Raw genomic sequence first — 20,017 nt, forward strand, 5'->3', positions numbered from 1 at the left:
CGGCAGGCATCGCGTCGGGCTTGGGCGGCATTGCGCGCGCCGGCGCGTCGGCGGCAGCCTCCCCGCTCAGGCGCGCCGCCGCAATCGCTGGGCATTCGCTTGCGTCAAGTTTCGCATCCGGCGCCAGTTCGGCCGCCGAAATCACCGGTGGTTCGTCGACCATGGGAACGGTCGGCGCCGACGCATTCCCACCCGCGGCTCCTGCGTCCGGCACCGGCATGCCATCCGCCCACGGACAGCCGGAATGGGCCAGACGGTTGCAGCGCTCCCAGCGCCTCGCGCACGGCGCCCAGACCGCAGCTCACGCAGTGCGCGCTGGCGACAGTCATGGCGCCGGCGCATCGATCTCTCTTTCTGAAGGCGAATGACCATGGACATGTTTAGGCGACCCGCCGTCCACTATGGCAAGACCCCGCGACCGGAAACCCCCTATCAAAAGGCGGAGCAGATCTGGGACGAACGCATCGGCTCTGCCCGCTTGCAGGCACGCAACTGGCGCGCCATGGCGTTCGGGTCGCTCCTCCTGTCGGCAGGCCTCGCCACCTCGCTGGTCTGGCAATTGGGCCGCGGCACCGTCGTGCCTTGGGTCGTGCAGGTCGATACGCTGGGCAAGGCGCAAGCGACCGCGCCCGCGATCTCCGACTATAAGCCGACCGATCCGCAGATAGCCTGGCATCTCGCCCGCTTCATCGAGCAGGTGCGCTCCGTTCCCGCGGACCCCGTCATCCTGCGCCAGGATTGGCTGCGCGCCTATGACTGGACGACCGATCAGGGCGCTGCGGCGCTCAACGGTTACGCTCGCGCCAACGACCCCTTCTCCAGGGTCGGCAAGCAGCAGGTCGCGGTTGAGATTTCTTCGGTCATCCGGGCCTCACCGAGCTCGTTTCGTGTCGCCTGGATTGAGCGCCACTATGAAAACGGCCAGCTTTCCGGCACCGAGCGCTGGACCGCGATCCTGACGATCGTGACGCAGATGCCAAGCGATGCCGAACGTCTTCGCGCCAATCCGCTCGGGATCTACGTCAATGCCATCAACTGGTCGCGGGAGTTGAGCCAATGAGCCCGACATTGCGTCTTGCTGCCGGTACGGTTGTCTCAAGCTGCCTGCTGCCGGCCATGCTGGTCTCGGGGACGGGGCTGCTTGCCGGTTGCGCTATGCCTTTGAAGAAGCCGCCGAAGATCAGCTACGATAGCTATGTCGCGCCTTTGCCGCCGGCACCAGCCGCCGCCACGGACCAAGGGCCAAAACCTCTTCGCGTGCCGCCAGGCTGGGCACCCGCGCGGGGCGGCGCGATCGGCGAAACGCCGGCCGCGCGTGTCGAGAACGCAAACGCTGCGGCGCGGGTGGAGCCGCGCCGGGAGGGCTACTACAACGCCATTCAGATCTATCCCTGGAGCGAAGGAGCGCTCTATCAGGTCTACGCCGCGCCTGGCCAGATAACGGACATAGCGCTTGAACCGGGCGAGAGCCTGACCGGAGACGGCCCGATCGCGGCCGGCGATACCGCGCGCTGGATCATCGGCGACACCGAAAGCGGGTCGGGAATTGCCCGGCGCGTGCACGTCCTGGTGAAACCTTCGCGGGCGGACATCACAACGAACCTCGTCATCGCTACGGACCGGCGCAGCTATATGCTGGAGTTGCGGGCAGGCGCGAAGCCATACATGCCCGCCGTTGCGTGGTCCTATCCGGCTCGGAAATCGGGAACCCTTCAAGCCATCGCCACAACGCCGGTTATACCGGATGTTACTGTGCGCAACTATCGCTACGGCCTAACCGGCGACAGCCCGCCCTGGAAGCCCGTGGGCGCCTATGATGACGGGCGCAGGGTCTATATCGAGTTTCCGCGCGGCATTGTGCAAGGCGAGCTGCCCCCGTTTTTCGTCATCGGTGCGGACGGCGAGGCTGAAATCACCAACAGCCGCGTCTATCAAAACGTCCTGATTGTCGACCGCCTTTTCGGCGCGGCCGAACTGCGTCTTGGCGCCGGCAAGCGGCAGCAGACGGTAAGGATCGTCCGCACCGACGGAGGAAGAACCGATGGGTTATGGCGGAGGCCAGATGACCGCGCCGCGTTGAAGCTGCCGAATTCAACGCTCAGGGGAGCGCTGCAGCCATGAACGAGAACGATATGGCCGTCGAGCCGATGCGGCTTCGCGCCGACCCGCCACGCGTGACGCGCCTGTCGCGCAAGATGCTCGCAGGCATCGGCTTCGGAGCGTCGCTCGCTGTCGGTTGCGCGCTGATTTACGCTCTGCGGGACGCGAATACGATCAAGCATGACGAAGAGCTCTACCCCACCTCCAATCGCCCACCCGCTGACGGGTTGGCAAACCTGCCGCGCGACTATGCCGGTCCGATCCTTGGGCCGCCGCTGCCTGGCGATCTCGGCAGGCCGATCCTCGATTCCCAGAGCAAGGGACAGGCCATTGTGCCTGCCTCAATTGCAAGCCCCGCGATTGACGAAGCCGAGCAGCGCCGGCGGGCTGAGGAGGAAGCGGCAAGAACCTCGCGCGTCTTCTTCCAGACAGGGCAAGGAGACGCCAGGACCGCCGAAGCGTCTGCACCTGCCACGAATGACCTTCCCGGTCAGGTCAGCCAGCCAAATGCACAGGATCGCCAGCTTTCCTTCCTGTCGGGCGCCGCCGACCGGCGCACAGTCGCGCCTGATCACGTCACGCCTCCGGCGTCACCTTATGTGCTTCAGGCCGGTGCGGTGATTCCGGCCGCGCTCATTACGGGTATCCGGTCGGACCTGCCCGGCCAGATCAGCGCTCAGGTAACCGAAAACGTCTATGACAGTCCCACCGGCCGCTCGCTGCTCATCCCGCAAGGCACTCGTATAATCGGGCAGTACGATAACGGAATAGGTTCGGGTCAGAGTCGCGTGCTGCTTGTCTGGAACAGGCTGATCTTTCCCGATGGACGATCCATCGTTTTGGAGCGTCAGCCTGGCGCGGATGCTCAGGGCTATGCCGGCCTCGAGGACGAAGTCGACTATCACTGGGGCGACTTGTTCAGGGCCGCGGTACTGTCGACGGTTCTGAGCGTCGGCGCCCAGGCCGGTTCTTCAGATCAAGACAGCGACATCGTGCGTGCTCTGCGCAGCGGCGCTTCCGATAGCGTCAGCCAGGTTGGCCAACAGGTGGTTCAGCGGCAACTCGCAATCGCGCCGACGCTTACGATCCGACCAGGGTTCCCGGTCCGGGTGCTCGTTACCCGCGATCTTGTGCTCGAACCATACGGAGGTTGACATGGCCAAGTTGAAGCTCGCCACGATCGCCGATGACAAGCCGGTCAAGATTACCGTGGAGCTGCCAGCGCCGCTGCATAGCGACTTGGTCAGGTACGCGGAGATCCTTGGCAGGGAAACAGGGCAGTCATCTGTCGATCCGGCGCGACTCATCGCGCCGATGCTTGCGCGGTTCATCGCGACCGACCGAGGCTTCGCGAAAGCAAAAAAGGAGAAGCTGTAGACAGCCGGGCACCCTCATCGTGCGCGTTAAGCCGTGGGGCAAAGGTCGCGCCTAATGTTCCTGCTGCTGTGGCCATTCGACAGCCGCCGTAGAGTCGACCCGCCGCTCCATTTGCGAAGCGACGGGCTCTCGCCCACCCCATACCTATCCGAGCAATTTAGATGCCAAGCTTTTTGACCCCTTATGGGGCACAGCCGTCGCCATTTGCCACTGGGTTCTACTCCGCTGCAGGAGGCAGGACCGGCCCGGTAGTGTTCCACCGGATGAACTCGACTTCCTTCCCTGTGACTTCCCGAACCGCTCTTAACAGCACATCATGCAAGACGCGGGTCTGCCTGTAGTGGTCACAATGCGGTGATATGAACGGCTTGATGATGCTTAGGTGCAGCGCTTCCGCCGCTGCCAGAAAGCGTTCGATTTCAGCCTGTGAAACTGCTTTGAGGGTTTTGACCTAACCATTGCGACACCTTTTGAGAGTCGCCCCGCCCGAGGACAATATTCCTACGGCAACCGTTTCCTGTAAAGGTTCAGACGTCGAAAGGTCGCTTGGCTCCAAGCCAATTCGTCGATGATGTCGAACGTGTTGTTTCGTGGGCTATCACCCACGCTCACTCTAGGACGCCGCCAAGTTGCGAACAAAAAAGGCCGCCGCCTTTCGGCAGCGGGTCAGGTCTGGAGTAGCTGGGATCAACCAACATAGTCAACGAGCGGCGGCGGCATTCGGTGCGGACCTCACCGAGCCCGGAACGCCGCTCGGTGCAGGCTTGGTCTCCCGCAGGCATGCCACCCGCTTCAGGTTGCACGATAGGGCCAAGGGTATAGTATTAAAGGCCGCCGAGAAAGGATTGTGCAAGGCATCGGACAGACACTGGCGTTGCGCTGCAGCTTTCAGTTTTCGTCGATCCTGGCGATGCAATAGAGGCCGCAATCGAACTCTACGGCCCGCACGCGCAGACCGCAGTGGCCTACTATGCCTTGGACGCTCACTTCGACGGTCGCTCGGCCGATTTCCGTTGCTGCGGCTCAGTCTTCCGAGAACTAACCCGCGCCCATGTTCATTCAGCCAATGCTCAACGCCTTGGACGATCCCATTCCTGGCAAGCCGCAGGATAGCAAGCCGGCGGACGATCTGGATAACTTTTACACCTGCCCTACGCAGTCAGCAGCCAACATACGTGACCTACGCCAAGTGATTTGGCATGAACAGCCAAAGCACAAGCCGCTGTTGTCGCTGTAGAGCAGACCGCCGCCCCCGGCGCCAGGCTCGAGCGTTGCTCGCTTCTCACTGCGGCACCGCGGTCAACGCGGTCGTGATTTGAGGGCCAATCGCTCGGCGGCACGGGATGAGCAGGTTCATGCAGTGCCGGTGTACCTTGCCGGCCTCTGCCTGAAACGAGGCCCGCGACGCGGGGCAGGTCCATAGCGAAAGCGTATAGAGCGCATTTGAAAAATGTATTACCGCCAACGTGCTGATTGCCCGATAGTCCTTCCCGGGTTCCAGTGAACTCAGCGTGCCCACGGCTCAACGCCTGGCACTAAGGGAGGAAAAATTGACGACATTCGCAACCATGTTGCGATCGCTTGCCGTTGTCGCAACGATCGCTAGCGTCACCCCTGCATTTGCCGGTGGCGTGGATGAGCTGCCCAAGAACATCCAGGACGAGCTCTATAACAAAGACATGATGGATCCGATGCAGCCGCTCGCGGAAAGCGCTTACCGCGACTGGAAGCCGAAGAAGGGCCCCCCATGGACGATCGGCTACGCCAGCTCCTATGCTGGTAACACATGGCGCGCCGACGTCATGAAGCGCCTCCAGGAAGAGATTATTCCGAAATGGAAGAAGCTCGGCCTGATCAAGGACGTGATCATCACCCAGTCAAACCTCAACGACTCCACGCAGATCCAGCAGATGCGGCAGTTGGTGGATCAGGGCGTCGACGCGATCATCGTCTGCTGCTCCAACCCGACGTCACTGAACCAGACTGTCGAATACGCCCATCAGCGCGACATCCCGGTCTTCTCTGCCGTTGGCTACCTCACCTCACCCTACGCGGTGAACACGTCGGCGAACTTCGTCGTGGGCGGCAGCATGCTCGGCGAATGGATGGCCAAGCAGATCAACGGCAAGGGCAATGTCCTGGTGGTCGAAGGCATTCCGGGCGCGTCGGCGTCGGACTCCCAGAATGTCGGCGTTCTGAAGGCCTTGGCGAAATACCCCGACATCAAGGTCGTGGGTCAGGTTGCCGGCATGTGGACCGATCAGGTTGCCCAGGCCGAGATCCAGAAGTGGCTGGCCACCAATCCGGGCGATCTGAACGGCATCATCATCCAGTCGGCATCTGAACTGGGCGCCTTGCGGGCGCTGCAGCAAAGCGGTCGCGATATGGTCCCGTTCTCGATCGGCGGTGAAATCGGCGCCCTTTGCTACTGGCGCAACAACAAGGACTTTGTTTCAGAGGCGATCCATGCCTGGCCTCCGGGCGACGATTTCGAGTTCGGCTGGAACGTCATGATGCGCACGCTCGAGGGCCAGGGTCCGAAGGTCCAGTCGATCCTGACCAAGCCGCAGACCATGGACTACGAGCAGCTTGAAAAGGCCGTCCCGGCTGATTGCAGCGAAGATTCTGATGGCTGGTACAACGTTGGTGCCGAGAACTGGGCAAGCAAGGACTACCTGGACCAGTTTTTCTTGCGTCCGGCCGACCCCGAAGCCTTCAAGGCGAACTAAGCAAAATAGCCATGGCCACCCCGTCAGCGTTGACGGGGTGGCATTTGTTTCATTCCGTGCAAGTCTAGCCGATCAACGTCGGCCAACTGGACCCATGATGTCGTACCCCACTGTTGAACTCTCATCGGTCAGGAAGACCTTCGGACCGACTGTGGCGCTCGGCGGATGCAATCTGACGGCCTACGCAGGGGAGGTTCACGCGATCATTGGCGGCAACGGCTCGGGCAAGAGCACTCTGGCGAAGGTCATCTCCGGCGTCCTGATTCCGGACAGTGGCCAGGTGTCGATCCTTGGAAAATCGGCAGCCTCACCACACGAGGCGCGCCAGTTGGGCATCTCAAACGTGTTTCAGGAGGTGCTCGTCGCCGACGAATGCTCGGTCCTGGACAACCTCTACCTGGGCGCGGACGGCCTTTTGGGCTCGTCCTTGAACCGGGAAGAAAAGGAAGCCAGGGCATCCGCATTGATGCGCGAACTTCTCGGGTTTGACATCGATCTCTCAGGGTTGGTGGGTGAATTGCCCCTGAGCGTCAAACAATGGGTGACGATCGCCAGAGCCCTTCTGACTGATCCCAAGGTCCTGATCCTCGACGAGTCCTCGGCCGCGCTGGACTTCGATTCCACGGAAAGGCTGTTCCGCAAGATGCGCCAACTCAAGCAGCGTGGAGCAAGCATCCTGATCGTCACCCACCGCATCGCCGAGCTGGTCCGTATTGCCGACCGTGCGACGGTTCTGCGCGACGGCGTGGATGTCGGCAAGCTTGCGAAAGAAGAGATTACCGAGGCCAGGATTCTTGAACTGATTGCCGGTGCCGAGCGCAGCGGCACAGACCGTGATCAGCCGTTGCCGAGGCGGCTCGGCGATCGGCCAGTCCTGCGTGCAACCGATTTTCGGGTCTGGCCGGACGCCGCCTTCGTCAATTTCACCGTGTACCCCGGTGAAATCGTCGGGATTACCGGGCTGGACGGGCAGGGGCAGGCGGATTTCGTAAGATGCATCGCCGGCATCCAGTCTCCGATCGCCGGCCGGTTGGTGGTGGTCAATGACGGCAAGGCCAGCGAGGTTACCGATCTTGCGTCGGCCCGACACAACAAAATCAGCTACGTCAGCGGCGATCGCAAGAAAGAGGGCATCTTTGCCAATCTCAGTATTTACGAGAACCTGCTGCTTCCGGTGTATCGCGAATTTCGATCCGGCGGGGTGCTCAACTTCATAAACCGCCCCAAGCTGACGCCGGTCTTTGAGTGGGAATCCAGCAAACTGGCCGTCAAGATGGGGAGGCCGGAGAACCTCATCACGTCGCTGTCGGGCGGTAACCAGCAAAAGGTACTGATTGCCAGGGCCTTCGCGGAAAAGCCGGTGGTTCTGGTGCTCAACGATCCCGCTCGCGGCATTGACGCCGGGGCCAAGCTCGATCTCTACCGCAACCTCAAGGAATTCGCTGCGCGCGGCAACGCCGTGGTCTTCCTGTCCAGCGAGCTGGAGGAATTTCTGAACCTGTGCACACGGGTCCACGTGTTTCGCAATGGCGCCATATCGGCGGATTTCGAACCGCCTTTCGATGGCCATGCCATCCTTAACGCCATGTTCGGCCGCCGCGCGACGGCGCGCTTGCCCGGCGAGGCGGCCAACGAGAATGACCCAGGCAACCTGGTCGGGGTCGCCGAGAGTCNAGCAAGGCAGGCCGGTGCCGAGGCCTGTGACACTGCTGAACCAGGAGGTAAACCCTATGGCGGCAACACCATCTTTTGTGCTGAGTTGTCCCGATATTGCGCCAGGCAGCGTCATCCCGGACCGGTTCGCCGAGGACAACCGGCTTTCGCCGAGACTCGTTTGGTCCGGACCACCGGAAGGCGCGCGCAGCTTTGCCTTGGCCGTTACCGATCCTGACCTGCCGGACGCATTCAATTTCCCTCGCTCGTTTGCGCACTGGCTGGTGACCAACATTCCGGTCGAGGTCCGTGAGCTCCCAGAGGGCGCCAGCGGCAGCTTGCGACTGCCGCACGGCGCCGCTGAGTTCAACAGCGACTTCGTGACGTTCAAGATCCCAGGGTTCGGCAAGGGATATGGCGGGCCTTGGCCGCCGGACCGGGCCCACAGGTATTTCTTCACCCTCTATGCGCTCAAGACGGACAAGGTCGAGTTGCCAGCCGACGCCGATCTTGGCGCATTTGCGGCTGCGGTCATGCCTGTGGCCATTGATGCGGCGTCGTTCGTGGCAGTCTACGGGCCGGCAAAAAAGTCTCTGCCCGCGTAAAAACCGGGCATGGTAATTCCCCAATCAGGAGGATCGCATGAGTAGATATGGAAGCAGGAGCAGCTTTGATCTGGAGTGGATCGAGCGATGGGCAAGAAAGGTCAATGACGACCGCATCTTGCCGGTAGTAGGGCGGTTTTTCACGAGCAAGTTCGTGCTCGGCTTCGATGACACGGAATATCTCGTCGATGTCAGGGGCGGCAAGATCCAGAAGATCGCGCAAGGCCTCACGCCCAATGACATGGGAGTCGAATTTTGGCTCAAGGCGCCGAGCAGCGCCTGGTCGAAGTTTGCCCAGGAAATCCCACCGCCCATGTTCAACGACATCTGGGCGATGGCGCATCCGCTGCACAAGCAGCTGATCATCGAGGGCAATTCGCTACCCTTCTGGCAAAATCTGCGGGCGCTGACGCGCATGCTCTCGCTGATGCGACAAGTTTAACGGCAGCGCAGGAGAGTTGTCATGAATACACACGATCCAATCGTTGGGCGCTACGTCTACGTCCAGTGCGAAGGCAAGACGTACCGCACCTACTACGAGGAACACGGCGAGGGCATTCCGATGGTCTGCCTGCACACGGCCGGCACGGACGGGCGCCAGTACAGGCACCAGCTGTGCGACCCGGACATCAGCCAGAATTTCCGCGTTATCGCGTTCGACATGCCCTGGCACGGCAAGTCGATTCCGCCGGCCGACTTTCACCTGATGGAAGACGAATACAAACTCACAACGAAATTCTATTGTGAGTTCATCGTGGCGTTCTGCCGGGCGCTGGATCTGCGCAAGCCGGTCCTCATGGGCCAGTCGATGGGCGGCAACATCTGCCTGGCGCTGGCATTGCGCTATGAAAGCGAGTTTTCCGCCTTTATTGCACTCGAGGCCTGCGACTATTCCCCCGGATGGTGGATCGATCCGCTGCATCATCCCCATATCCATGGTGGCGAGGTGGTCGCGACCTCTGTCTTTGGCCTGATGGCCCCGCAGTCTCCTGACGATTACCGGTGGGAGACCTGGTGGTACTACGCGCAGGGCGGCCCCGGCATCTTCAAGGGCGACCTGTATTTCTACAGCGTCGATTCGGATTTCCGCGACCAGTGCCAGAAGATCTCCGGGAAGGTGCCGATCTACTTCCTCACTGGCGAGTATGATTTCGCCTGCACGCCCGAAATGACCCAGCGCACGGCCGAAAAAGTGAAGAATTCGGAATGCATCATCTTCGGCGGCGGCCACTTTCCGACGTCGGAAGATCCGGCGAAGTTCAAGGACGTCATCACCCCCGTGCTCAAGAAAATCCTTGGCGCGGATCCCGAGCGGCGCGGTCAGGGAAGCAATGCCCTCTCGGGGCGCAGCATTTCGGAAAGCCGGTCGTCCTCTCGAAGCGAGCGGCCCAACGACGCCCGCAAGGTCATTGAGTTCTAGGTTGCATTGGCAACGAAAGATAAGTGTTGATGTCGCCGTCCAGGGGTTCCCAAAACACCTACCTGTTGGTCCCGATCCTGCTGATCGCGCTGCTCCTGAGCACTGCGGTCATCAGGGGGCCGAACCTTGTCTCCTTGTCGGGGTTCGGCAGCGCCATCATCGTGTCGGCTCCTTTGATCCTGGCGACATTCTCACTCATGGCCCTGGCCGTGGCGGGGCGCGGGACAGTCGATCTGGCGGTCGGACCCTTGCTCGCCTTCATCAACGTGACGATCGTCAAGCTTAACGGCCTTGGCATCGTCACGGGTCCCTTTGGTGTCTTTCTGGTCGCCCTGGGGATTGGTGTTCTCTATCAGCTCTTCTTTGCCCTCATCATCATTTTCGTGCGCGTCCAGCCGATCATTGTGGCGCTCAGTGGCTTTCTGGCGCTGACCGGCATCAACCTCGTCATCCTCCCAAGACCTGGCGGCACCGCACCAGACTGGATGTCGTCCTGGGGCCTCGGCAACACGATCTTTTCGCCGATCCTGCTGATCGTGCTGTTGGCTATTGCCGCCTGGCTGCTGTTCACCATGACGTCGTTTTACGCGAATTTGCGTTTGATGGGGTATGATGAACGTGCCGCCTATACTAGCGGCGTCCGCATCAATGTGGTGCGCATCGGTGCCCACGTCATCGCCGGCCTCTTCGTTGGCCTGGGCGCGATCTGTTATACCGCGCTGATCTCGTCGGGAGATCCGACACAGGGCACCACCATGACGCTGACGGCAGTGACCGCCCTGGTCCTGGGCGGCGTCAGCCTGTCCGGTGGACGCGGTGGCGTGGCAGGCGGGCTGCTTGGCGCGCTCAACCTCTTTCTTATCGGCTATGTCCTTGCCACGTTCAATTTCGGGTCCACGCAAGCCTTTGTGACGCAGCTTTTCTATGGGCTGATCCTCGTTCTGTCGCTGCTGCTGACGCTGCTGGTCCCCGTTATCGGGCGATACCTCCATTTCATTTCACCCTTCGCGGCCTTCGTGGTCCTGGGCTGTGTGGTCGTCGGGATCATGCTGTATGTCAGCACTCGCGATACCTACGGCTTGGCGGCCGTTGCTGCCTTCAGGTCCAGTCCGGACGTCATGACGCGCTATCTGCTGCTGCCGGTGCAGTCGGGAAGCGGCCTGGCTTTGCCCGATCTGACGCCGTTGCAAAAGATCGTCTTCGGCTTAGCCGTCATCTTGGCGATGCTGACCTTCACTGTCCGCGTTATCGTGGCTGAAGCGGTTTCCGTGCGCGTTGGCGCCTTCATCTATGTTTTCGTCTCGGCACTCATCCTGCTCCTGTTCCTGGTCGTCGGCCAGCAAAGCCAAGCGGCGGGATTTGTGCCGGCAGAACAATCGTTGGGGATCGGGCCATGAGTGAGGTTTTCGTCGACGCCGGTCGCAGTGGCGGCCACTTTATCCCGCGTTCGCGCGCCCTGGTTTGGCTTAATCTCGCCGTCACATTCGTGGTGGCCGCGATCAGCTTCGGGCTGGGCTTTTGGCAGGGGCTCAGCGCCCAGATCGTCATCCTCTACACCATCGTTCTGGCCGCCGTGCTGTTCTGGCTGATCAACTATGTCGCCGTCATATTCGAGGCCCGGCCTTCGTCTCTTGACGCCGACGCTGCGGCACCGGCCGGCGCCGGCGGCGTCTGGGGCGGCAACCGGGTCCTGATCATCACCATGGCGGTGATGCTGATCGTATATCTGGTGATCACGGCAACGGTCCCGTCCTTCAGGTCCCTGGGCAATTTGATTGCCTTCCTGCTGCTGGAAGCAATCCTGGTCTTTGCCTTCAAGGTCAGCAGCCGTTTCGCCCATGGCCGCAGCGCCTTTATTGGGCTGATTGTCCTGCTGGCGCTGATCGTGATCAGTTCCTTCACCATCAACGGATTTCTCTCCGCTCCCAACATCAAGGCAATACTGCTGTTTGCAGCGTTCCTGGGCATCGCCTGCGTCGGGCAAACACTGGTCGCCTTGCTGGGCGGTTTGGACCTCTCGATCCCGTTTGTCATCGGGTCTTCGAACATTGGGCTTCTGTTCCTGATCGGCCTTGGCGTCCCATCGGGCCTGGCCGTCATTCTCGTGCTTGTGATCGGCGCTGCTTTGGGTTTCCTCAATGGCGTCCTGTCCTACCGCCTGCAGGGCCAGGCTCTGATCCTGACGCTCGGCATGGGCTTTGCCATCGCCGGTCTCGTCCAGATCCTGACCAGCATCGGATCTTCGTTTGGTGGAAACGTCTTTGGAACTGTGCCCAAGTGGCTCCAGAACCTTGCCGCCATGAATGGTCGCACCTTCGGCCTCGCGGTCCCGCCGACAATCCTCCTGTGGATCGTCATTGCGATCATCGTCATTGTCGGACTGCGCTATTCCGCTTTTGGCCGGTACATCTACGCCCTGGGCGGCAATCGCCGCTCTGCCAAGCTGATCGGCGTCTCCGAGTTCAAATACTGGACCGTAACCTACACCATCAGCGGCTTCTCAGCCGCCTTGACAGGATGCCTGTTGCTGGGCTGGAGCGGCGGCGGGTTCATCGGGGTCGGCGACCAGTATCTCTTCACGACCCTGGCCGCGGTGGTGATCGGCGGCACGTCGCTCATGGGCGGATACGGCGGCTATGGCTACACCGTGATTGGGGTTCTCGTCCTGCAAGTCCTGAGCGCCTTCCTGATCGGCATTGGGCTCAAATACGAATGGCAACAATTCATCTTCGGTCTTCTGATCCTGCCGATGGTCGCCCTATACGGCCGCGCCCCACACATCAGAGCCCAGGTCTAGGGAAAGCCCATGTTTGGAACACTCTTTCAGTCCAGCGCCGTGGTCAGCACCGCGCTCAGCGTCGCAACCCTTGCCATGTTCGCCACAGCTGCCCTGGCAATGCTGGGCCTGACATGGACGTCAGAGCGCTGGCGGGTTCCGCTGGCGCTGTCAGGCGTTGCGCTCCTGGCGTCTGGCCTCGAATATTATGCCGCCTCCAACATCTGGCTGGCGGGCCAGCAGCTCAGCGCCGCCTTACGCTACGTCGCGTGGTTCGTGGTCCAGCCGATGCAGGTCGCATCGATGTTCTTCTTTGCAAGCATTGCAGGGAAAGTGCCAGTGGGCGTGTTCTGGCGGACACTGGCCGCGGCAATCCTGATGGTGCTCGCCCGCTACCTTGGTGACGCACGGATATTCAACCCGACCCTTGGCGTGCTGCTGTCGATCGCCTTCTGGCTCTATATTCTCGGCGAGTTGTATTTCGGCGCCATGGCGGACGCCATCAGCAAGTCGACACGTCCGATCCGCCTCGGCTATTTCTGGATCAGGCTGATCATGACGATCGGCTGGGCAATTTACCCGATCCTGCATTTCGTGGACGTCGTTATCGGCACCGGGCACGTGGCGCCAATCATCGTGCTCTATACCATTGCCGACCTTGTCAATCTCATCGCCGTCTCAATGATCGTGCTCGCCGTCGCCGGCGAGGAACGTTTCTGAAGGCTGTCAATCTTCGCGCCGACGTGCTCGGCGCTCGCGGTTAAGTGGAGGATCTTCCCATGAATGGCTCAGATGTGATCGCAGTCGTTATTCTCGTAACGATCATCATCGCGATCGGTGTCTATCTGCTGCACTGGCTCTACAGACACTCGTCAAAAGACCAGTCCTTCGTCCGCACCGGACTCGGCGGCGAGCGGGTGGTCATGGGTGGCGGTGCGATGATCATCCCGATTGTCCACGACATCACGCGCGTCAACATGAACGCGATCCCGGTGGAGATCCGCAGGCTCGGCGAGCAATCCCTGATCACCAGGAACAAGATGCGCATCGACATCATCGCCGAGTTCTTCGTGCGGGTGGTCCCGACAGAAGCCGGGGTGTCGACTGCGGCCCGCACCCTTGGTGATCGCACCCAGAACCCAGTCGCGCTGAAGGAAATCGTGCAGGGCCGGTTCGTCGATGCGATGTCGGCCATCGCCTCCACAATGACCATGGATGAAATCCACACCAACCGCGGCCGTTACATGAGCGAGGTGGCGGCCTTGGCGGCGACGACCCTGGGGTCGAATGGCCTCGAGCTTGAAAACGCCTCCCTCACCAGCCTCAATCAGACCGACATCTCCGTCTTTGACCCCTCCAATGCGTTCGATGCCGAAGGCTTGACGCAGCTGACCGAGCAAATCGAAGAGCGCCGCCAGCTTCGCAACCGCATCGAAAACGAATCGCGGATCGGCATCAAGCTCAAGGATTTCGAGACAGAACAGCGGGCTCTGGAGATCGAGCGTGACCTCGAATACGCCCGCATTGAACAAACGCAGGCGATCGAAATCCGTAAAGCCGCTCAACTGGCCGACATTGAAGCCGAGAGATCAAGCTCCACAATCAGTATCCAGAACGCCAGGATCCGCAGCGAACAGGAAGGCGAGCGGATTCGAATCGCCAAGGACCGGCTGATCGATTCCGAACGGATCAACACGCAGTCGGAGGTGCGCTCGCTGGAGATCAAGAAGCAGCAAGAGACTGAAATGACCGAGATCATGTCGCGCCGCGAACTCGAAATGCAGAGGATCCAGAACCGCCGGGAAATCGAGGCGGAGCGGATCGACAACGAGCAGCATGTGAAGGAGTCTGAAATCCGGTCGCGCCAGGAGCTGTCGATCATCGAGACGACGTCATCGGCCGAGATCGACCAGGCCAAACTGGAGAATCAGCGAATAACCGAGGCGCACCGCATTGAAACCGACAAAACCATTGAATTGCTGGCCGTGGCGAAGTCGAAGGAGGTTCGCATCAGCAACGAACTTGCCGAGGCTGACCAGGAAAAGGCGCGCCTGAAGAAGCGTTACGATGTCGATGTCGAACGCTTGCGGGTCGACGAAGAGATCGTGCAGCTCGAGATCGAGAAAAACCAGAAGATCAAGCTTGCCGAAACCAAGGCGTTTCAGGAGATCCAGGACGCCTCGATCGCCGCCAACCGCCAGGTTGACGAGTTGCGCATCGCTGCGCGGAAGTTCGTCGACAAGTTTGAGATCGAGCAACAGAAGGAAGTCGAAATCGTCGACAAGGAGCGCCTGATCGCGGTGATCAACAAGTCGATCGAGGAAGCCTACGCAAAGACCGAGGCCGCGGAAGCTCTGAAAAAACAGGTCGAACAGGAAGAGCAGGTCAACAGCGCTCGCGAAGAAGAAGTGGCCGAACGCATCAAGCGGATCGAGTTCATTCAGTCCTCGTCCAGGGTCGAGCGTGACGCCCAACGCGTCGTTTCTTCGGCAAAGGCCGAGAAAGAAGCCAGCGAACTCAGGGCGCTCGCGGAAATCGCCGAGTCCAATGCGGCCGAGGTTCGCTATGCCAAGGACGCCGCCGGACAGCGCATGCTCAACGAGTCCGAAAACACCCGTTCGGATGCCAGCAGGCGCAGTGCCATCTACGAAAACCTCGTCAGCAATCTGCCGAGCATCATCCGCGAGACGGTCAAGCCTATGGAAAACATCGAATCGATCAAGATACTCCAGGTCGATGGTCTGCCCGGCATCAACAGTCCTTCCGAGAAGTCCGGCGGCGATGGCGGCGCGGGCGGCGGCAACATGACCGATCGCGTTGTCAATTCCGCAATGAAATATCGTACTCAGGTCGCCTTCGTTGACGGTCTCATGAAGGACCTGGGACTGCCGATCGAAAACCTGGGAAGCGCTGGCGGCATGTCGTTCCGCAATTTCCAGGGTCCTGATGCGCCAAAGGACAAGGACGACTGAGCGCGTACGAAAGCAGCGAGAGCAATCGATGACCCCGCTCGACAAAAACGAAGCGCTGGACCGGCACGCATTGGTCATGGCCTGCTGGTTGGCAGTGGCTTTGCCCGCCGCGATCCTGTTTGAGTATGGATTTGGCCGCGGCGGAACAACCTATATCCTTGCCGGGTTCGCGGCCATTCTGTCGGGCTTTGTCGCTCACGTGATCGCCAATGTGGTCTACGGGACGGGTTTTTCGCCCCGAGAACTAGGTCTCGGCCTGGTCATCTACGGACTGGCGCTGGTGTTGTTCGTTGTTCTGTCGCTGGTCAGCGCGTCCTTTGCCGCGCACAACTTCTTGCCGCTGAGCATCGGTTTCATCGCCACGGGGGCCGTGGTCGTTTTCTACCTGATCACCCGATACGGGGCACGGCAGGCCTTCGAAGCGTTCGACGTTGTCCGTGACTTCCGCTCGAATGGCCGAGATTCAAGACGCCAGCCGGGAGACCTTTTATGACCCCGCTCCTGGTTTCCGTGCTCGGCATTGTCGCGGTCCTGGGCCTTTACCTGGCGACCATCAGCGGCCGTCACACCCGGCAACCCGGTGATTTCGTCGACGCAGGCCTGGCACTGCCGACCTGGGTGATCATCTTCGCCGGCGCCGGCATCACCTTGGCCAGCCTCAGCCTTCCCGATCATCTGATGTTGCTCGCCACCTTCGGCCTACAATACAATCAGGTCGCTGTCGGTCTCATCTGCATCGCCCTTTGCGCCGTCATCACGCAGAAGCGGGTCTGGCTTGCCGCCCGTCTGACCTCGCTGCCCACGCTTGGTGACCTGCTGGGCGATTACTTTGGCAGCACGACGCTCCGTATTTATTTGCTGTTCGTTCTGTTCCTTTTCAGCATCCCCTTTGCAGCGATGTGCCTGTCTCAGGCGGGTGTCCTGGTGAGCGCCGCGACCGCCAACGACGTTCCGGCCAGTCTCGCGATCTGGTCGATCGCGATCGCTCTTTTCCTCTGCAGCGTGATCGGAGGCTGGCGCGGGATTGCCTATCTTGTCGCCGCCCATTCCCTGCTCGTTCTGGTTCTCATTGTCTTTTTCGGCGGCTTCACGGGTTTTACGCTCGACAGATTGGCATTCGCCGCCAACGGGATCGGCACAGCCAGCGGTGTGCTGCCGGACAAGATCCCGGGCGTCATCCAGCTTAGCGCCGGCATTGGCAAGGAGCTGCCGCGCGGGGGGCTTTGGACCACCTTCGCGGGACTGACGTTCGCGCTCTCCTTGGGCGGTATCGCAATCAGTCCCGGTTTCAGCTTTCTGGGTTTGACAAGCGCGCCGCGTCGCGGCTTTGCATTTGGGCAGGTCTGGATGATCGCCGGCCTCGCGGCTGGCGCCCTGATCCTGATCGGGCCGGTTCTGGCCGCGGAGATTGCGGCCAGTGGCTCGCTGACGGCCTTCACGACACGGCTGGCAACCCTCGATCCCATGGTGGCGGTGGGGTTCACAGTCCTTCTGGTCGCGTCGGGCCAGATCGCCGTCGCATTCTTTGCCGGATCCGGTGCATCGGTCTGCACCATCGAGCTGACGTCACGCTACATCATCCCGGGCATGGACCAGCGTTCGACGCGGTTTGCCGCGCGCGTGACCCTGGCGCTCGTCTACGCAGCTGTCGCCACCGTCGCGAGCTATGCGCCCCTCGGCGCGACAATCTTCTCCTCTCTCACGCTCAGCCTGTCCATGCAGCTGCTGCCCGCGGTGCTCGGCCTCTGCTGGGTGCGCTGGATCAGCCGCAGCGGTGTTCTAGCCGGTTTGATTGTCGGAAGCCTTTGCGTGGTGTTCACCGAGAGCTTTGGACTGGTGCTGTTCGAGCGGCTCTTCGTCGACCTGCCATGGGGTCGCTGGCCGTTGTCGGTGCATTCGGCGGGATGGGGACTAGCGACCAATTTCACGGCCTGCCTCCTTGTGTCCCTGTTTACGCGCAGCGGCGCCGAGCGGGATCGCAGGGATCGCCTCCATGATGCTTTCGAGGAGGGCCAGCCGCCACGCAAGGAGGGCCGGGCGGCCACAACCGCCAAATGGACCCTGACGCTTCTGTGGGCATTTTTCGCGCTCGGCCCGGGTGCGATCCTCGGCAACACATTTTTCAGCGAGCCGATTTTTGCTGGCGCGGTGGTGGCGCCCGGAGTCCCATCGCTTTTGATCTGGCAGGTCCTGTTCTGGTTTGTCGGCGTTTTCATCGTCTGGTGGCTGGCCTATCCGGGGCGCCTTTCCGTCATCGAAGAACATGCTCGTCACAAGATCGTCCTCGTGCCGGATGTGAACCCATTGTTTGAGCCCATTATGACCCCGTGGATCGCACGGCTCCTCGACCGCGTGACGGGCCGGTAACCGGGGCGGCGCATGGAAGGCATCGACCTCAGGCGTCTGCGCTATTTCATCGCCGTTTGTGAGCACGGCGGCTTCTCCCGCGCGTCCCAGTCCATAGGGGTCGCCCAGCCGTCCCTGACGCGACAAATCAAGCTGCTCGAAAAGGAAGTCGGTATCTCATTGATAAACCGAAGTGGGCGCGGTGCCGAGCCCACGGCCGAAGGGCGGTTCCTCCTGGGCCAGTCGCGCCTCCACATCGATGGGCTCGATGATGCGGTCCGTGAGGTGCGCCAGCGCTCGGACAAACTCAAAGGCGAGATCTCACTCGGTATATGCCCGACGATAGTGCCACTGTTTTTGGAGGACATCCGCAATTTTGTCGAAGCCCAGTATCAGGGTGTGACATTGAATGTCGTCGAGGCCTACAGCGGCGACCTTGCCAGTCTCATGCGGGGCGGCCGGCTCGACGTTGCACTCACCTATCGGCCCAGTGCCCCGGATCAGCTCGACATCCTCGATCTGTTCGCCGAACGCCTCGTGCTGGTGACCTCTTATGCCCGCGCCCATGTCGACGCGCCGCGCCAGTTGAGGGACATCAGCCGGTTGAAGTTGATATTACCGAGCGAAATCCATGAATTGCGGCGGATCATCGATCGGGTCTCCAACGAGCGGGGCATCGCGCTGCAGCCGGAACTCGAACTCGACTCGCTCAGTGCCGTAAAAGCCGTCGTCGCGGACAAAACCACCCAGTACGCAACCATTCTGCCGCATTCGAGCGTGACGCGCGAAGTGGCGGGGCACGTGCTGAGCGCTCATGCGATCGCCGACAGCGCCATGGCCCGCACCATTGCCGTGGTGCGGCCCCACGGTGGCAATCCCCGAAAAGTGGTGCTCACCGCCTTGATTGATGAAGTCCGCCGGCAGGCCGGACGGATCAAGAGATCCATGGACAGCGCCGATGCGGTCTTGTTGGGGCAGGGATAGACGGACGGCAGCTTTTTGTCGTTGCCTCAATAACGCAATGTTATACGCTAGCGCTCCGCGGAGCGTAGGGAGCCGTTTTGGACCTTCGGCAGCTAAGATATTTTTCCAAGGTCGTCGAGAGCGGCTCGTTTTCGAAGGCCGCGACACAGCTCCATGTGGCGCAGCCCGCTTTGAGCCAGCATGTCAGGCACATGGAAGAGGAGCTTGGCCTTCCTCTCCTGCATCGCGGGCCACATGGCGTCAGTGCGACCGAAGCGGGCACGCGGCTGATGGTGCATGCCAAGCGCATCCTTGCCGAGTTTGCCGAAATTAACGACAGCGTCAGGGGCGCGGCCATAGCCCCTCGCGGTGAAGTGCGCTTCGGCCTGCCGGGTACAGTGAGCGAGCTTCTCGCGGCGCCGCTGATCGAGGCCGCCCGCGAGCGGTTCCCCGAGGTGCGCATCCGTATCGTTGAGGCGATGAGCGGCTATATTCTGGAATGGTTGAAGCGGGGAGAGGTTGACCTCGCGATGATTTATGCAACTTCGGATCCCCGGGGGCTCGCGGTACATCACGGCCTGTCCGAGGAAATCTGTCTCTTTGCCAGTACCTCGATGCAGGGCCAGGCCGACTTGCAGGGCTCTTGCGTGGAGCTTCGCGACGTCGCCGGATTGCCCCTCGTTGTGCCGGGCCCGGGCCACGGCCTCCGAGAACTGATCGATACCGTGGCAGTGTCAGTCCAGGTCGCCATCAACCCTGCGATTGAAATCGACTCCTACACCCAGATCAAGAGATTGGTGACACGCGGGATCGGTTACGGGATCCTGCCGCGGATGGCGATCAACGCTGAGGCGCAGGCTGGGCTGTTTCGCGCGTGGAGTTTCCAAAACCCGCCAATTACACGCAAAGTGTACCTGGCTTACTCGACCGAACGGCCATTGCAGACAGCGCCCCGCGCCGTTGGGCAGCTGTCGTGGGAGATCCTTCGCCAACTGGTCGAGGACCAGGTTTGGAGCGCCGAGCTGTCCAGCGAAAACCAGCGCCCCGACCTCTTCGGCTAGAGTGCTGCGGGCGGT

The 20,017-nt window shown here is 61.2% G+C and carries 17 protein-coding genes and 2 pseudogenes; 18 read left to right on the top strand and 1 reads right to left on the bottom strand.

Going from position 1 to position 20,017, the window contains the following annotated elements; translation table 11 throughout:
• The 5 genes and pseudogenes from X743_RS1000000173165 to X743_RS139340 all read left to right on the top strand — a co-directional run.
• A pseudogene (locus X743_RS1000000173165) lies at positions 1-368 on the top strand (P-type conjugative transfer protein TrbL); the annotation flags it as partial.
• 2 nt (positions 369-370) lie between these two features.
• Positions 371-1,060, top strand: coding sequence for a conjugal transfer protein TrbF (trbF, locus tag X743_RS139355; RefSeq protein ID WP_031258740.1), 690 nt, complete (start codon positions 371-373; stop codon positions 1,058-1,060).
• Positions 1,057-2,121 (top strand): P-type conjugative transfer protein TrbG, encoded by a 1,065-nt coding sequence (trbG, locus tag X743_RS139350; protein ID WP_023769129.1) that lies wholly within the window; start codon positions 1,057-1,059, stop codon positions 2,119-2,121. The genes trbF and trbG overlap by 4 nt, the downstream gene beginning before the upstream one ends.
• Positions 2,118-3,254 carry a TrbI/VirB10 family protein gene (locus X743_RS139345; protein ID WP_023769130.1) on the top strand — a complete coding sequence of 379 codons (1,137 nt, stop codon included), beginning with the start codon at positions 2,118-2,120 and terminating at the stop codon, positions 3,252-3,254. Before trbG ends, X743_RS139345 begins: the two co-directional genes overlap by 4 nt.
• 1 nt (position 3,255) lies before the next feature.
• Complete coding sequence (locus tag X743_RS139340; RefSeq protein ID WP_023769131.1) at positions 3,256-3,477, top strand: DUF2274 domain-containing protein; 222 nt, start codon at positions 3,256-3,258, stop codon at positions 3,475-3,477.
• A gap of 217 nt (positions 3,478-3,694) precedes the next feature.
• Here the strand turns inward: X743_RS139340 and X743_RS1000000174200 are convergent.
• Positions 3,695-3,936, bottom strand: a pseudogene (locus X743_RS1000000174200) (hypothetical protein).
• 1,052 nt (positions 3,937-4,988) lie between these two features.
• Here X743_RS1000000174200 and X743_RS139335 point away from each other — a divergent pair.
• From X743_RS139335 to X743_RS139295, 13 genes are all read left to right on the top strand, one after another.
• Positions 4,989-6,206, top strand: coding sequence for an ABC transporter substrate-binding protein (locus X743_RS139335; RefSeq protein WP_245264348.1), 1,218 nt, complete (start codon positions 4,989-4,991; stop codon positions 6,204-6,206).
• A gap of 97 nt (positions 6,207-6,303) precedes the next feature.
• Positions 6,304-8,097, top strand: a complete 1,794-nt coding sequence (locus X743_RS0137520) for a sugar ABC transporter ATP-binding protein (RefSeq protein WP_198028519.1) — start codon at positions 6,304-6,306, stop codon at positions 8,095-8,097.
• A complete protein-coding gene (locus X743_RS0137525) occupies positions 7,994-8,464 on the top strand; it encodes a YbhB/YbcL family Raf kinase inhibitor-like protein (protein ID WP_245264349.1) in 471 nt (156 codons plus the stop codon). The genes X743_RS0137520 and X743_RS0137525 overlap by 104 nt, the downstream gene beginning before the upstream one ends.
• 37 nt (positions 8,465-8,501) lie before the next feature.
• Positions 8,502-8,906, top strand: coding sequence for a hypothetical protein (locus X743_RS139330; RefSeq protein WP_006326052.1), 405 nt, complete (start codon positions 8,502-8,504; stop codon positions 8,904-8,906).
• Between the two features lie 21 nt (positions 8,907-8,927).
• The gene (locus X743_RS139325; protein WP_023769136.1) at positions 8,928-9,884 is read left to right on the top strand and encodes an alpha/beta hydrolase; all 957 of its coding nucleotides are present in this window, start codon (positions 8,928-8,930) and stop codon (positions 9,882-9,884) included.
• Positions 9,885-9,913: 29 nt separating this feature from the next.
• Entirely contained in the window at positions 9,914-11,281 is a 1,368-nt protein-coding gene (locus tag X743_RS0137530) for an ABC transporter permease (RefSeq protein ID WP_023769137.1), read from the top strand.
• Positions 11,278-12,681, top strand: coding sequence for an ABC transporter permease (locus tag X743_RS0137535; RefSeq protein ID WP_023769138.1), 1,404 nt, complete (start codon positions 11,278-11,280; stop codon positions 12,679-12,681). Before X743_RS0137530 ends, X743_RS0137535 begins: the two co-directional genes overlap by 4 nt.
• A 9-nt stretch (positions 12,682-12,690) precedes the next feature.
• Positions 12,691-13,380, top strand: a complete 690-nt coding sequence (locus X743_RS139320; RefSeq protein ID WP_023769139.1) for a bacteriorhodopsin — start codon at positions 12,691-12,693, stop codon at positions 13,378-13,380.
• Between the two features lie 59 nt (positions 13,381-13,439).
• Complete coding sequence (locus tag X743_RS139315) at positions 13,440-15,632, top strand: flotillin family protein (RefSeq protein ID WP_023769140.1); 2,193 nt, start codon at positions 13,440-13,442, stop codon at positions 15,630-15,632.
• A gap of 28 nt (positions 15,633-15,660) precedes the next feature.
• The gene (locus tag X743_RS139310) at positions 15,661-16,125 is read left to right on the top strand and encodes a hypothetical protein (protein WP_023769141.1); all 465 of its coding nucleotides are present in this window, start codon (positions 15,661-15,663) and stop codon (positions 16,123-16,125) included.
• Positions 16,122-17,999 (top strand): hypothetical protein, encoded by a 1,878-nt coding sequence (locus tag X743_RS139305; RefSeq protein WP_023769142.1) that lies wholly within the window; start codon positions 16,122-16,124, stop codon positions 17,997-17,999. Before X743_RS139310 ends, X743_RS139305 begins: the two co-directional genes overlap by 4 nt.
• A 12-nt stretch (positions 18,000-18,011) precedes the next feature.
• Positions 18,012-18,962 (top strand): LysR substrate-binding domain-containing protein, encoded by a 951-nt coding sequence (locus X743_RS139300; protein ID WP_023769143.1) that lies wholly within the window; start codon positions 18,012-18,014, stop codon positions 18,960-18,962.
• A gap of 77 nt (positions 18,963-19,039) precedes the next feature.
• Positions 19,040-20,002 (top strand): LysR substrate-binding domain-containing protein, encoded by a 963-nt coding sequence (locus X743_RS139295; RefSeq protein WP_023769144.1) that lies wholly within the window; start codon positions 19,040-19,042, stop codon positions 20,000-20,002.
• Positions 20,003-20,017 lie beyond the last annotated feature (15 nt).

The sequence above is a fragment of the Mesorhizobium sp. LNHC232B00 genome (assembly GCF_000502435.1).
Classification (GTDB): domain Bacteria; phylum Pseudomonadota; class Alphaproteobacteria; order Rhizobiales; family Rhizobiaceae; genus Mesorhizobium; species Mesorhizobium opportunistum.